The following is a 13,249-nucleotide window of genomic DNA, read 5'->3' as shown; positions in this document are numbered from 1 at the left end:
CTGCCTTGATTAGTTGAAAACAAACGCGCAAACTGCGCTCAGGGCAGCGTAATTTTGTTTTTTAGAAGGAATTGGGTATGCGTTCAAGGACAGGGGGAAGGTTTGTTAAGGCACTTGCACTGACTGCGGGGATCGCGCTCAGTGCTGTGCCGGGGCGTGCGGTTTGGGCTGATAACCTGACAGACGCCTTTATCGGGGCTTATAACACCAGCGGTCTGCTGGAACAAAACCGCGCGTTGCTACGTGCGGCTGACGAAGATGTAGCGATTGCATTATCTGCGCTGCGTCCGATCATCAACTGGGCGGTCGAGGTTAGTCAGGACTATACACGCTCTACCGTGAGTGATGTTGTCACGCGCGACGAGCCGTCTACCTTTTTCACGGGACTCACGTTGAGCCAGTTGGTCTATGATGGCGGCTTCTCGGTGCTGGGCAAGCAGTCTGCGCAGGAAATCGTTTTGTCGACCCGACAAGCTCTGCTGGATGTTGAGCAATTTGTCCTGTTCCGTGCCGCGAACGCGTACTTGTTTGTTCTTGAACAAGAAGAGGCGGTTCAGATTCGCCTGAACAACGTCGACGTGTCGTCGGAGGAACTGCGGGCGTCACAGGATCGATTCGATGTGGGTGAAGTAACCCGCACGGACGTCGCTCTGTCCGAAGCACAGTTGGCAAGCTCACAGGCTGATCTGGCGGTTGAACGCGGGTTTCTAGCGCAGGCACAGGCGGAATACGTCAATGCAGTAGGTAACGCGCCGGGGCGTACGGCGGGCCTGCCGGGTTTGCCTAGTTTGCCAGGGTCCGAGGCTGAGGCGGTTGCACTGGCACAGCGAAACCATCCTGCCATTCTGTCTGCGCAGCACGAAGTACGCGCTCTTGACTTGCAGGTGCAGCAGCAGCGCGCCAATCTCGGGCCAAATGTCCGGCTTTTTGCGGATGCTGGTATCCGTGAAAGCTATGACAATGATGACAATCTTGAAGATGCATCAATCGCTCTGCGCTTTGAGCAGCCGATCTATGCGGGTGGCCGGTTGGCTGCCAGCGTGCGTCGCTCAATGGCAACACGGGATGCGTCACGCGCCAACCTTCTGAACGTACAAAAGGACATTACGCAAGGCGTAGTCGATGCTTTTGCCTCGTTTCAGGCAGCTTCAGCCAGTTTGAGGGCATCGACGGAACGTGTTCGTGCATCACAGGTCGCGTTTGATGGTATCCGGGAAGAAGCGACACTTGGCGCACGGACCACCTTGGATGTTCTGAATGCGCAGCAGGACTTGCTGGATGCGCAGCTGGCCGAGGTAAGATCACGTGTTGAGCGCACACGGTCAGCCTATGAGCTTCTGCAGGCACAGGGTCTGCTGACAGCGGAACGTCTGGGCTTGGCTGTACAGATTTATGATCCCACGCTCTACTACAACTTGGTGAAAAAGGCTCCGGCCCAGGTCAGCCGACAGAGCAAAGATCTGGATCGCGTCCTCAAAGCGTTGCGTCGCGACTGAGGCCGGATACTACCTGTTGTGACGTCCGACTTGTTTGGCTACACTCGATCCTGAGGATAGAGCGGTAGAGAACAATGACGGATAAAGTCGTAAAAACGGGAATCGAGGACGTCTTGTCCTCGATTAAACGTTTGGTCAGCGAAGACAGCAGGGATGCCCAAAGTGCTTTTGCGCCGGTTGGGTCGCGAAAGCCCGGCAGGTTGGTGCTTACAGACGCATTGCGTGTCAGTGAAACGACACCGGACGCAAACCCGAAGCGCGTAAACCCAGAACCCGGCTATAGGGCCGAGGATTCCGTTCAGCCAATGCTTTTGCGGACCAGTGACATCATCAAGCATGCCGAACCAGCAGCAGAACAGCAGACCAAAGTCGAGCCCGAGCTTGACGTTTCTGGTGGTCTGAGCGCCAAGATCGAAGCGTTGGAGGCTGCCATTGCCCATACCGAGGATCAGTGGGAGCCGGACGGCGACAGCGATGACGCGTACTCTGGCACGACGACTCCGCCGCTTCGCTGGCATTTGGAAGACGAGTTTATCGTCTCGGACAGCTCCAGCTTGTCGGATCCTGAGCCAGAAGAGCAGAAGTCTGAAACCAAGGCTACTTTTGTCCGCGACCCGCAAGCTGTAGCTTCAGAAGCTCCTACGGTTGATGTAGACCAAACCGCGCCGGAACTGGACAATGACGCTTTGCGAGAGTTGATCGCCCAGGTTGTACGGGAAGAATTGCAGGGCGTTTTAGGCCAGCGCATCACTCGCAACGTGCGCAAAATGGTGCGGCGCGAAATTTATCGCGTGCTGGCCGAACAGGAAGTGGAGTAAATCCTACGGACGTTTGGGCCGCTGGGCCATTTTCAGCAGGTGGTCAAGGTCCATGTGCTGTTCAAGATGGTCGGCCAGCGCGTCCAACGTTTCCTCGACCCCATCCTCATAAAGCAAGTCGGATACCGCGCCCAGTTCCGTCAGATAGCGGGCGCGGAAGGCGTCGGATGAGAATATGCCGTGCAGATAGCTGCCGCGAATGCGGCCTGTTTTGTCGGCGGCGCCTTCCGGACGGGAATCAATCTCAAGCCAGGCGCGATTGCAATCGGGACCTTCGGTTCGGCCCATGTGGATTTCATATCCGGTCACTGGATCGTTGTCGGGAACCGAGCGTGCTGTCCGCAACGTGACCTGCTTTTTTCCAGCCATAGTGGTGGTTACGTCCAAAAGGCCCAATCCATCAACTGTGCCCGGGCTGCCATCGACCCCCTCGGGATCGGCGATGGTTTTGCCCAGCATCTGAAACCCGCCGCACAAGCCCAGTACATGACCGCCCCGACGGACATGGGCATAGAGGTCGATATCCCAGCCCTGCACGCGAAAAAACGCAAGATCAACGATTGTGGATTTACTGCCTGGCAGCAGCACAAGATCGGCGTCGCCGGGCAGGGGGCGTCCAGCGGGTATGATTTCAACCGTGACACCCGGTTCGGCTGACAGCGGATCAAGGTCATCGAAATTGGCCATCCTCTCGAGCTGCGGCACGATGACCTTGCAGGTGCCGCCGCTGTGTGAGCGGATGTCCATCATATCCTCGGCAGGCAAGCGCCACGCGTCGTTGAACCACGGCACGACGCCCAGACAGGGCCAGCCCGTGCGCGCAGCAATGTCATCACGCCCCTCGTCGAACAGGCTTACATCGCCCCTGAACCGATTGATGGCAAAGCCCTTGATCATCGCGAGATCACCGGCGTCCAGAACCGCCTGCGTACCCACGATTTGCGCAATAACGCCACCGTGATGAATGTCGCCAACCAGAACCACGGGCACATCGGCGACGCAGGCAAAGCCCATATTGGCGATGTCGCCCTTGCGCAGGTTGGTCTCAGCCGGGCTGCCCGCACCTTCGACCAGAACCAGATCGGCATCGCCGCATAGGCGGTCAAAGCTTTCAAGCGCAGCGCCCAGCAATTTGGATTTGTCTTTGCGGTAGTCACCGGCCTTCATTGTCCCTTTCCGCTGACCTTGAACGATGATTTGGGCACCGGTGTCGGTCTCGGGCTTCAAAAGGATCGGGTTCATATCCGTATGCGTCGGGCGCATCGCGGCCCGAGCCTGCAGAGCTTGCGCGCGCCCAATCTCGCCCCCGTTTACAGTTACGGCGGCGTTGTTTGACATATTCTGGGGTTTAAACGGTGCAACCCGGAGCCCACGCCGGGTGTACGCCCGCGCCAACCCGGCCACCAGAACCGATTTCCCGACATTGCTGCCAGTTCCCTGAATCATTATGGCACGAACCATGGTCGTCTCCTGTGCGTTGCGCGCAGATGACCTGATTTGATGTCAAAGGGAAAGCCCCGGATTCCAGCTTTTTAGCAGTGGTATTGCACATTCAGGACCGAAAAAGAAAAACGCGCCCCAATGAGCGGGGGCGCGTTTTTTCATTCAAAGGACGCCTTAGTTCAGGCAGCCTCAGCCTGCTGAGCGGCGTTGCGGCGTTCGCTTTCTTCACGCGACAGCGCAACCGAGGTGCGCACACCACGTCCGACGAACTCCATCAATCCGCTTACAACCCGTTCATTCGGGTCGATACCCGCGCAGGAGAGCACTTCGCGCCCATCGCGCGACCGTGCCCAGCGGGCAATTTGTTCCGGTCCATTGCCGTATTTCTTGTCGTCAGCAATGGCGTCATCAAGTGCAGCCAACACCACGGCTGCAAAAAGTTTACGAGCACGATTGCCTTGCTCATTGTTAAAGGCAGTGCCGTCAACGAAATCTTTCATCTCGTTTTCCTTGTTGTTCTTGCTCTTGCGTTTTCGGCGTGACGGTCCTTATGACCTATTAGGTGCGATTCGGATACATCTAAAATGCATAGTTGCGTTGCGTCATTTGCATAACTCGCTGCCCTTGCAGCGCCAAATCTGGTTCTCTTGCCACGAATTATCCCGCCAGATATAGGGACGGGAACTGACGCATCAACCGTTTGTAAAGGATTTATGTCATGCCCAAGATAAATGGGAACGAAATTCGACCCGGCAATGTGCTTGAGCATAACGACGGGCTATGGGCCGCGGTAAAAGTTGACCATGTAAAGCCCGGTAAAGGCGGTGCTTTTGCGCAGGTTGAGCTGCGCAACTTGCGAAATGGTTCAAAGCTGAACGAACGGTTTCGCTCGGCCGACAAGGTTGAACGTGTGCGTCTTGAACAGAAGGATCAGCAGTTCCTTTACGAATCCGACGGGATGCTGGTGTTCATGGATTCCGAAACCTATGAACAGATCGAACTGCCTGCCGAATTGCTGGGTGAGCGTCGCCCGTTTCTGCAGGATGGCATGACTATCGTGGTTGAGTTCTATGAAAGCGAGGCACTGAACGCCACCTTGCCCCAAAAGGTCACCTGCAAAATTGTAGAGACAGAGCCGGTGGTCAAAGGACAGACGGCTGCGAACTCGTTCAAGCCCGCGATCCTGGACAATGGGGTCAAGGTCATGGTGCCGCCGTTCATCGGCCAGGACGAAACGATTGTCGTGAATACCGAAACCATGGAATACTCGGAACGTGCGTAGTCCCGCGTTTGCCGAAAGGTGAAAAGACCGCGAAGGCCAGGGGCGCGCGGTCTTTTATTTTGCTTGCTTGGGAAGCCGGTAGCGTTCCGGGTTTGGACCGAACAGTTCCAGCATCAATTCATATTTGATGCGGTTGGCGCTGACTTGCCTGTAGAAAGCGATCAGAAAACCGGTGGGTCCCTGAATACGGCTAAGGCCACTGGTGGCGGCGACTACGGTCCCGACGTCTGTTTTAGCCTGCAAAACCAGATACCCACCCAGCATCAGGACGCCGACAGTGGCTGCTCCGTTTATGACGCTCAGCAGGAATTTCGCCGATAGTTTCCACAGGAACATGCGGCGGCGGGTTTCGTAGATTTCGTCAAACCGGGCATCAATGTCGCGGGCTACTGTATCGATGTCCTCGACCGTCAGCTTGTCAGTGGCACTGCGCAGAATTCGGACACGATCGGCGACGAAAACGTTCACTTTACGTTGCGATATCAATACGATGACGATCTGGGGTATTATCATGGACAAGGCAATCAGACCAAGCCACGGCTGCGTGGATGAGATGTAGCCGATAACACTGATAAGCGTTCCGATTTGCACCACCGGGTCCGAAAAAGCTCCGCCTGCGAACTTTCCCAGCTCTTCCGCCTCGGCCGAGATGGCAGTGGTCATGGTGCCCTTTTTCACGGAGCCTTCCGTGTCCTCCACGTCTGATGCACGAGCAAGCAGGCGTTGCCGGATCAGGCGGATCATGTCTTCGCCAAGTGTGCCCGCCCGAAAACCCAGCAGCCATTTCAAGGCAAGGCTCAGCAGGATGACCGACATCATGCCTGCGGCAAGATAGGTCAGACGTTCGGTTTCGATACTGTCCGATGTCAGGTGGTTGATGATATCGCGCTGAAACTCTAGCGGTACGGCCGCCAGCCCCGCGATGGCAATCGACAGAACAATAAGAATAATCTGCCGCCCGGCGCTGGCCCGCCAGATTGCCTGATACAACTTTAACATATGCGCATCCGTTCAGTGAACTTAACGCAGTTTGTCAGTGTCGCGGGTCCGGTTCAAACGGTGCTTTGATTGGCCACGCACAAGTCGTGCCGGATTGGCAACATATCAGCCGTCAAATGTGACTGTGGCGTCTGCGGCCTGCATCTCTCCGGTAGCACGATCAAAGCGCAAATAGGCGATTCCGCGGCCGTTCGATTGGGTGAACAGCTTACCAGCCGGTTTGCCGCCAGATGTGATCTCGGTCCCTACCGGAGCAGAGCCGTCGACCCTGACGACGCTCAAACCTTTTCGTAGCTCGGTCTTGTGCTTCATGCGCGCGGTGACTTCCTGCCCGACGTAGCACCCCTTTTTAAAATCGACACCTTTCAGATCTTCGAACCGCGATTCAAGGATATAGCTGTCGGCGGTCAGTTCGATCGCGGTTTCAGGGATGCAGTGCCGCACACGGATGGCGTCCCAATCTGTGCCGTCGTCGCTTTCGGCCTGGTCCGTGTAAGCCCGCCAGCCCATATCCGGGTGGCGCGGATCAGGCAGAGCTTCTGCGGGCGGGGCACCAGTCCCGCGTTGCAGATTCAGACCGCTGTCTTCAATGCTGACATCGGCGCGCAGCTTGTACATGGTTAACCGTTTGACGAAGTCGTCAGCAATGGTATCGGACACATCCAGCAACACCGTGTCTCCATCGCGTTTCAGGAAGAAATCCGCCAGATACTTGCCCTGAGGGGTCAGCAAAGCCGCATAAACAAAGCCGTTTTCCAGACCGGCAATGTCATTTGTGACCAGACCCTGAAGAAAGCTGTCAGTGTCCGACCCGCTCAGGCGTAGAATGCGACGATTGGGCATTGGGTGGTCCTCGTGTTTTTCCTTGGCCACGTGATATATGAGTTCGCGCCGCCATGACCAGAGGGTATCCGCCGTGCCAGCACCGATCAGCATTGTAATTCCAACTTTGAATGCGGCTGACAGCTTGCCGGATACTCTGTCAGCCGTGACCGAGGGTTTACACGCAGGGCTGATCCGAGAACTGATCGTAACCGACGGTGGATCGACCGATCTGACACTTGAAGTTGCAAATGCGGCGGGCGCCAGGATCGTCACCGGCGCGACCTCACGCGGGGGGCAGTTGCGGCGGGGCTGTGCCGTGGCCTCAGGTGACTGGATGTTGATCTTGCATGCTGATACGCAGTTGCAACAGGGGTGGAGCGCCGCAGTCAGCGCACATTTACCCTCGGGCAAACCCGCCGCTTTTCGCCTTGCTTTTCAGGCAAAGGGTTTCATGCCACGCTGGGTTGCCGGGTGGGCCAATTTGCGCAGCCGGATGTTTGGCCTGCCTTACGGTGATCAGGGATTGCTGGTGCCGCGTCGATTGTATGAAACCGTCGGAGGTTATCCGGATCAGCCGTTGATGGAGGATGTCGCGCTGGTGCGGGTCTTGCCCGGGATAACCTTGCTGAGCCCCCACGCGGTCACGAGTGCGGACCGCTATGCACGGGCGGGCTGGCTGCGTCGGGGCGCGCGGAATCTTTGGACTCTGACGCGGTATTTTCTTGGGGCTGATCCGAATAAGCTTGTGCAGGCGTATCGACGCTGAAAACTGTGCGCAGTTCAACGATGGACTTGCCCAGACGGAAGGGCGCGGCAAAGCTGACCAGACATAGCGCAACGATCTGCAGCACCAGAATATGCGCATTGGCCTGCAGGTATTCCCATTCATCCTTCAGCTTGCCAACCTGTGCAATCAGGTCATCGTAGCTTTGGGCGAGGATCAGGTAATCCCCTGCAATTGCAGGCACTTTGCGGCGCATGTTGTCAATTGCGGCTTGGGTTTCGTCGTCGAGCGTGGTGAAAACCAGAAATTGATCAATGTCGAACGCATCAGCTTTTGCAGCCATGGTGCGCAGATCATCATGCTCTTTTTTTGCCTTGCGGCCGAACAGAAACTGTATGCCCTGAAGCGGGGCGACCTCGTTCGTCACGGCAATAAACAAGGGCAGATCGGCATTGTTGGCGGTTGAGGCCGACAGGAACTCGACCTTATCACACAGTACGGCCATGTCCCGGTCATAGGCCGGGTCGCAGAACCGCAAACGGAACCGGGCGGCGTCGCGGTCAAAGGCCAGCGTCGCGGCATAGGCCACGTCGATCTGCCTGTCCAGCCGTGAACTATCTGACGTGTAAAGACCTGCCAAAACCGCAACCAGAGCACCAATCCCGCCCAGAACGACCCACACCAGGTCTGCCAGCTTCCATGTCCGATGCCCGGCTGGTTTGCGAAACAGAAAAGCAGTGCCCACTGTCCCGATCAGAAAGGACAGGAGCAGCAGCGGCAGTTGATTTTCGGTCACAAAGGTCATGCGCCCAAAGTGACGATCCACCGGCCCGGTGGCAACAGTCATCACATTCTGTTGTATCACTTTGGAACTAAGGACCAGAGCTTTGGCCGAATTTCCGGAACAGTTTTGTACGGTCAAACGCCTGTTCCAGCTCGTCCGTGCGCTCTTTCACGGAATCCCACAGGCGTTCCTGAACTTCGGCAATCACGCATTCCATCAGCATCAGGATGGCAGACATCGAATCCCACGCAGAAGGCACAGCGATCCGTGCTGCAAAAGTATGCTCGGCCAACCTGTGAATTGGTGAACGCCACTGGTCGGTGAACAGAACGATCTTGGCCTGACGCTCTTGGCACAATTGCCCGATCAACATTGTCGAGTTCTCATAGCGCCGCACATCCAGCGCGATCAAGACGTCATCTTTGCGCACGTCCAGCAGGTCATGCGTCCAAGAGGCTGCAAAGGGTAGCATCCGCACGTCAGGACGGATCATTTGCAGATGCAGGTACAGGTATTGCGCCAACGCCCCGGTAATACGGCCCCCGGTGATAAAGATGCGCCGCTTGGGGTCGCTGAGCAGATTGCAGAAACTGTCGAACTCTGCCGGGTCGACCTCATCAATCGTACGTTTTTGATTGGCCAGCGCCTGCTGGGAATAGCGGTTCAGGATGTGTTCCTCGGGCAGGTCGTTCTGCCAGACGTTCCGCTTTGCAACGGGCCCCGAGATCATCTCTTTCACTTCACCGCGCAGGGCGGCTTGGAACTGCGGATAGCCATCGAACCCGGTCTTTTGCAGCATGCGCGCGACGGTCGTGGTGGAAACCGAGGCCGAACTGGCCAGCTCGGTGATGCTGCCCAGACCAGCCATGGGATAGTCGTCCAGCAGCACGCTTATCAGTTGCCTTTCGGATGGGGTCATTTCATCCCGATGGGCCAGCAGCCTGTCCGTTACCCGCACCCTGGGTCCTCCTGCTTAGGTTTTAATCGCGCATGTTAAAAATTTTTCAGCACGACAAGGTGTGATTGAATTTGTACAGGAAAAATATTGACAGGGGAATGCGTCGTGTGGAATTTTTTCCGCAGACTTCTTTCATGGAATCGCAGGACGGCACATTGGACTTTGGAACGGTTGTTCACACGAACAGGGCGGACGGCACAGCTTTGGTGCTGCTGGTGTGCGAACACGCGTCCAACCGCATCCCTGAATACCTGGGTGATATGGGATTGGCGTCCGAAACGCTGAGCAGTCACATTGCCTGGGACCCGGGTGCGCTGGGTGTTGCGCAGCATATGTCGGAACTGTTGCAATCGCCCTTGGTCCACGGTGGAGTTTCGCGGCTTGTTTATGACTGCAACCGCCCGCCCGAGGCCGCAGGCGCGATGCCGGTCAAAAGCGAACACTACGACATTCCCGCCAACATTGCGATGACACCGGATGAGCGGCAAGCCCGCATCAAAAACATCTACATCCCGTTTTCGACTGCAGTGTCAGACCAGATCAAGAAACACCGTCCCTCGCTAAAGCTGATGGTAACTGTGCACAGCTTTACCCCGGTTTATCATGGCCGCCAAAGGGATGTTGAGCTGGGCATCCTGCATGGGCGCGACGACCGGTTCGCAACGGCGATGATGGCAACGGTGCCTGATGATCTGCCATTTGTGACGCGTTTAAATGAACCCTATTCGGCCGCGGACGGGGTGGCGCACACATTGGATGCGCAGGCTCTGCCGAACGGGTTGCCGAATGTGATGATCGAGGTTCGGAATGATTTGATCCGCACGCCGGATCAACAACGCGTGATGGCCGAGCATCTTGTGTCCTGGATCACCCATACGCTGGCAGGGTTCCAGGACAGGGGGGCGGCATGATCGGGGCGATGGCGGCATATGTGCGCGTTGTTGACGCGGTAAACTATCGGATCGGTCGCGTGATGATGTGGGGCCTGTTCGCGTTGATGGGAATCCTGCTTTGGTCCTCGATCTCGAAGACCTTCTTCCTGCCTTCGCTTTGGACCCTTGAAATGGCCCAATTCGCGATGGTGACCTATTACATCGTGGGCGGGCCATATTCGATCCAGATGGGATCGAATGTACGGATGGACCTGTTTTATCACAACTGGAGCCCACGCAAGAAAGCGTGGTTCGACGCTTTCACGGTTCTTCTGTTGATCCTGTATCTGGGTGTTCTTCTATACGGCGGGTTGGGCTCAACCGCGTATAGTCTTGGGTATTGGGGGGATCAGCCGCTTTCGTACTTCTTAGGCCTAGTGTCGGGCAGTGAAGAGATCGGAAGGCTTGAGCGATCCTCGACCGCATGGCGCCCCTATATCTGGCCGATCAAAGCCATCATGGTGTTCGGCTTTTTCCTGATGCTGCTGCAGGCGATATCGGAATTTTTCAAAGACATAGCCCGGCTCAACGGGCAGGAGATCGGGGTGCAGCGGGCATGAGCCAGGAATTTATTGCCATCTTCATGTTCGCCTTGATGATGCTGATGCTGTTCACAGGGCAGCGTGTGTTTGGTGCCATCGGTGCGGTTGCGACGATCGCTGCATTGGCGCTGTGGGGAACCGGGGGTCAGGATATCACGTTTTCCGCGGCGATGAAATTGATGAAGTGGTATCCGCTGCTGACACTGCCGATGTTCATCTTCATGGGCTATGTGCTGTCGGAAAGCCGATTGGCCGATGACCTGTACCGAATGTTTCATGTCTGGATGGGGCCAGTAAATGGCGGGCTGGCGATTGGAACCATTGGTCTGATGGTTCTGGTGTCGGCCATGAACGGTCTGAGTGTCGCTGGTATGGCCATTGGTGCAACCATCGCGTTGCCCGAGCTGTTGCGGCGCGGCTATGACAAGACGATGGTGACCGGAGTCATTCAGGCCGGGTCAAGCCTTGGTATCCTCGTGCCGCCCTCGGTCGTGCTGGTGCTTTACGCCATGATCGCGCGGCAGCCGGTCGGGCAGCTTTGGTTGGCCGGAATCTTGCCGGGCTTGCTGATGGCGGGTCTGTTTATCGTATACATCTGGCTTCGATGCCGCATTCAGCCACAGCTTGGCCCCGCGATGGAAGACGCGCATGAGGTGCCGTGGTCCGAAAAAATCCGGCTGCTGGGGGCAGGTGCACTGCCGCTAATCATCTTCGCCGCGATGATGGTGCCGTTTGTAAATGGCTGGACCTCGCTGGTCGAAAGCTCGGCCATCGGCGCGCTGACCGCTTTGGTCGTGTCAGTCATAAAACGCCGGATGACATGGAAAATCTTTGAAGACTGCACCAAGCAGACGCTCGCAATCTCTTGCATGTTTATGTGGATCATCTTGGCGGCACTGGGTTTCGGGGCGGTGTTCGACGGGCTGGGTGCAGTCAAGGCTATCGAGAATCTGTTCACCGAACAGCTTGGTTTGTCGCCATGGATGATCCTGATCCTGATGCAGCTGAGCTTTATCGTCATGGGTACGTTTCTGGACGACACGGCCATGTTGGTTATTGTGGCCCCGCTTTACGTACCGCTGGTGGGCGCGCTGGGGTTTGATCTGATCTGGTACGGGGTACTTTATACGATCACCACTCAGATTGCCTATATGACGCCGCCGTTTGGCTATAACCTGTTTCTCATGCGCGCAATGGCACCGCCCGAGATCGGGTTGAGAGACATCTACCGCTCGATCGTTCCGTTTGTCGGAGTGATGGTGCTGGCCCTGATAATAATAATGGTATTCCCGGATATTGCCCTTTGGCTGCCCGGTTATGTCTATGGAAACTAAAAAGAATGCCCGGTGAATGGGCACAGGTAACTTCAACAGAGAGGAAATTGACATGACTACAAGACGCAAGTTTCTGAAGACTGCCGGTGTTGGCGTCGCCGCTGCGCCTTTGGCCACGCCCGCGCTGGCCCAGAACACGATCACATGGCGGATGCAGACCTATGCTGGTCCGGCGCTGGCTGAGCATGTGATCGACCCGGCGATCAAGATGTTCAACCAGATCGCTGGCGACCGGATGCAGATCGAGCTGTTCTACGCCGACCAGCTTGTTCCCACCGGCGAGCTGTTCCGCGCCATGCAGAAGGGAACCATCGACGCGGTTCAATCGGACGATGACTCGATGGCGTCGCCCACCGAAGTTACCGTTTTCGGGGGGTATTTTCCGTTTGCATCCCGCTATTCGCTGGATGTTCCGGTGCTGTTCAACCAGTACGGCCTGAACGAGATCTGGGACGAAGAATACTCAAAGGTCGGTGTAAAACACATCAGTGCCGGGGCGTGGGATCCGTGCCACTTTGCCACCAAGGACCCGATCAACAGCCTCGCGGATCTACAGGGCAAGCGCGTCTTTACCTTCCCGACTGCGGGCCGGTTCCTGTCCCAGTTCGGCGTTGTGCCCGTAACCTTGCCTTGGGAAGATATCGAAGTCGCCGTGCAGACGGGTGAGTTGGACGGTATCGCATGGTCGGGCATCACCGAAGATTACACTGTTGGTTGGGCCGATGTGACCAACTATTTCCTGACCAACAACATCTCGGGTGCTTGGGCAGGGTCGTTCTTTGCCAACATGGACCGCTGGAATGAACTGCCGGAAGACCTGCAGACCCTGTTCCGTGTCTGCACCGACCAGTCGCATTACTACCGTCAGTGGTGGTATTGGGGCGGCGAGGCATCGCTGCGAGTGAATGGCGATAAGATGCAGCTGACCTCGATCCCGGACGAGGAATGGGCACAGGTCGAAGCCGCCGCCGTGGAGTTCTGGGATGAAATCGCAGCCGAATCTGAGACGAAGGCGAAGGTTGTCGAGATCATCAAGAAGTACAACGCCGATATGCAGAAAGCTGGACGCCCCTACCGTTACGGTTAAGGGGTCGCCAATTCGACCCGCCCCG

At 56.6% G+C, this 13,249-nt stretch carries 13 protein-coding genes and 1 pseudogene; 8 read left to right on the top strand and 6 right to left on the bottom strand.

Annotation, left to right across the window (positions count from 1 at the left end; translation table 11 throughout):
• The first annotated feature begins 77 nt into the window (after positions 1-77).
• On the top strand, positions 78-1,496 hold the full coding sequence (locus LCM21_RS03890) for a TolC family outer membrane protein (protein ID WP_068332281.1): 1,419 nt from the start codon (positions 78-80) through the stop codon (positions 1,494-1,496).
• A 74-nt stretch (positions 1,497-1,570) separates the two neighbouring features.
• Positions 1,571-2,314 (top strand): hypothetical protein, encoded by a 744-nt coding sequence (locus tag LCM21_RS03885; protein WP_224889402.1) that lies wholly within the window; start codon positions 1,571-1,573, stop codon positions 2,312-2,314.
• A 3-nt stretch (positions 2,315-2,317) separates the two neighbouring features.
• Here the strand turns inward: LCM21_RS03885 and LCM21_RS03880 are convergent, their stop codons facing one another.
• Together LCM21_RS03880 and LCM21_RS03875 are read right to left on the bottom strand one after the other, a co-directional pair.
• Positions 2,318-3,775 (bottom strand): cobyric acid synthase, encoded by a 1,458-nt coding sequence (locus LCM21_RS03880; RefSeq protein ID WP_224889401.1) that lies wholly within the window; start codon positions 3,773-3,775, stop codon positions 2,318-2,320.
• A 161-nt stretch (positions 3,776-3,936) separates the two neighbouring features.
• Positions 3,937-4,257, bottom strand: a complete 321-nt coding sequence (locus tag LCM21_RS03875; protein ID WP_068332272.1) for a DUF6280 family protein — start codon at positions 4,255-4,257, stop codon at positions 3,937-3,939.
• Positions 4,258-4,475: 218 nt separating this feature from the next.
• On the opposite strand from LCM21_RS03875, the gene efp reads away from it, so the two are divergent.
• Positions 4,476-5,039 carry an elongation factor P gene (efp, locus tag LCM21_RS03870; RefSeq protein ID WP_068332270.1) on the top strand — a complete coding sequence of 188 codons (564 nt, stop codon included), beginning with the start codon at positions 4,476-4,478 and terminating at the stop codon, positions 5,037-5,039.
• Positions 5,040-5,093: 54 nt separating this feature from the next.
• Here efp and LCM21_RS03865 read toward each other — a convergent pair whose 3' ends face one another.
• Together LCM21_RS03865 and ygfZ are read right to left on the bottom strand one after the other, a co-directional pair.
• Entirely contained in the window at positions 5,094-6,038 is a 945-nt protein-coding gene (locus tag LCM21_RS03865; protein WP_224889400.1) for an ABC transporter transmembrane domain-containing protein, read from the bottom strand.
• Positions 6,039-6,143: 105 nt separating this feature from the next.
• Complete coding sequence (gene ygfZ, locus LCM21_RS03860; RefSeq protein WP_224889399.1) at positions 6,144-6,881, bottom strand: CAF17-like 4Fe-4S cluster assembly/insertion protein YgfZ; 738 nt, start codon at positions 6,879-6,881, stop codon at positions 6,144-6,146.
• 73 nt (positions 6,882-6,954) lie between these two features.
• On the opposite strand from ygfZ, the gene LCM21_RS03855 reads away from it, so the two are divergent.
• A complete protein-coding gene (locus LCM21_RS03855; RefSeq protein WP_224889398.1) occupies positions 6,955-7,629 on the top strand; it encodes a TIGR04283 family arsenosugar biosynthesis glycosyltransferase in 675 nt (224 codons plus the stop codon).
• A 7-nt stretch (positions 7,630-7,636) separates the two neighbouring features.
• Here LCM21_RS03855 and LCM21_RS20815 read toward each other — a convergent pair.
• Positions 7,637-8,392, bottom strand: a pseudogene (locus tag LCM21_RS20815) (hypothetical protein); the annotation flags it as partial.
• A gap of 67 nt (positions 8,393-8,459) precedes the next feature.
• A complete protein-coding gene (locus LCM21_RS03845) occupies positions 8,460-9,329 on the bottom strand; it encodes a MurR/RpiR family transcriptional regulator (protein WP_224889397.1) in 870 nt (289 codons plus the stop codon).
• Positions 9,330-9,463: 134 nt separating this feature from the next.
• On the opposite strand from LCM21_RS03845, the gene LCM21_RS03840 reads away from it, so the two are divergent.
• From LCM21_RS03840 to LCM21_RS03825, 4 genes are read left to right on the top strand one after another with little or no spacing between them, the layout of a single operon-like run.
• Complete coding sequence (locus LCM21_RS03840) at positions 9,464-10,240, top strand: N-formylglutamate amidohydrolase (RefSeq protein ID WP_224889396.1); 777 nt, start codon at positions 9,464-9,466, stop codon at positions 10,238-10,240.
• Positions 10,237-10,821: a TRAP transporter small permease subunit gene (locus tag LCM21_RS03835; protein ID WP_224889395.1), complete on the top strand. Its 585-nt coding sequence runs from the start codon at positions 10,237-10,239 to the stop codon at positions 10,819-10,821. Before LCM21_RS03840 ends, LCM21_RS03835 begins: the two co-directional genes overlap by 4 nt.
• Positions 10,818-12,137, top strand: coding sequence for a TRAP transporter large permease (locus LCM21_RS03830; RefSeq protein WP_068332261.1), 1,320 nt, complete (start codon positions 10,818-10,820; stop codon positions 12,135-12,137). The genes LCM21_RS03835 and LCM21_RS03830 overlap by 4 nt, the downstream gene beginning before the upstream one ends.
• Positions 12,138-12,189: 52 nt before the next feature.
• Positions 12,190-13,224: a TRAP transporter substrate-binding protein gene (locus LCM21_RS03825; RefSeq protein ID WP_068332688.1), complete on the top strand. Its 1,035-nt coding sequence runs from the start codon at positions 12,190-12,192 to the stop codon at positions 13,222-13,224.
• The last annotated feature ends 25 nt before the right edge of the window (positions 13,225-13,249 follow it).

The organism is Ruegeria profundi, from assembly GCF_020171505.1.
Lineage (GTDB): Bacteria > Pseudomonadota > Alphaproteobacteria > Rhodobacterales > Rhodobacteraceae > Ruegeria > Ruegeria profundi.
This window is presented reverse-complemented; position numbering and strand designations above follow the sequence as displayed.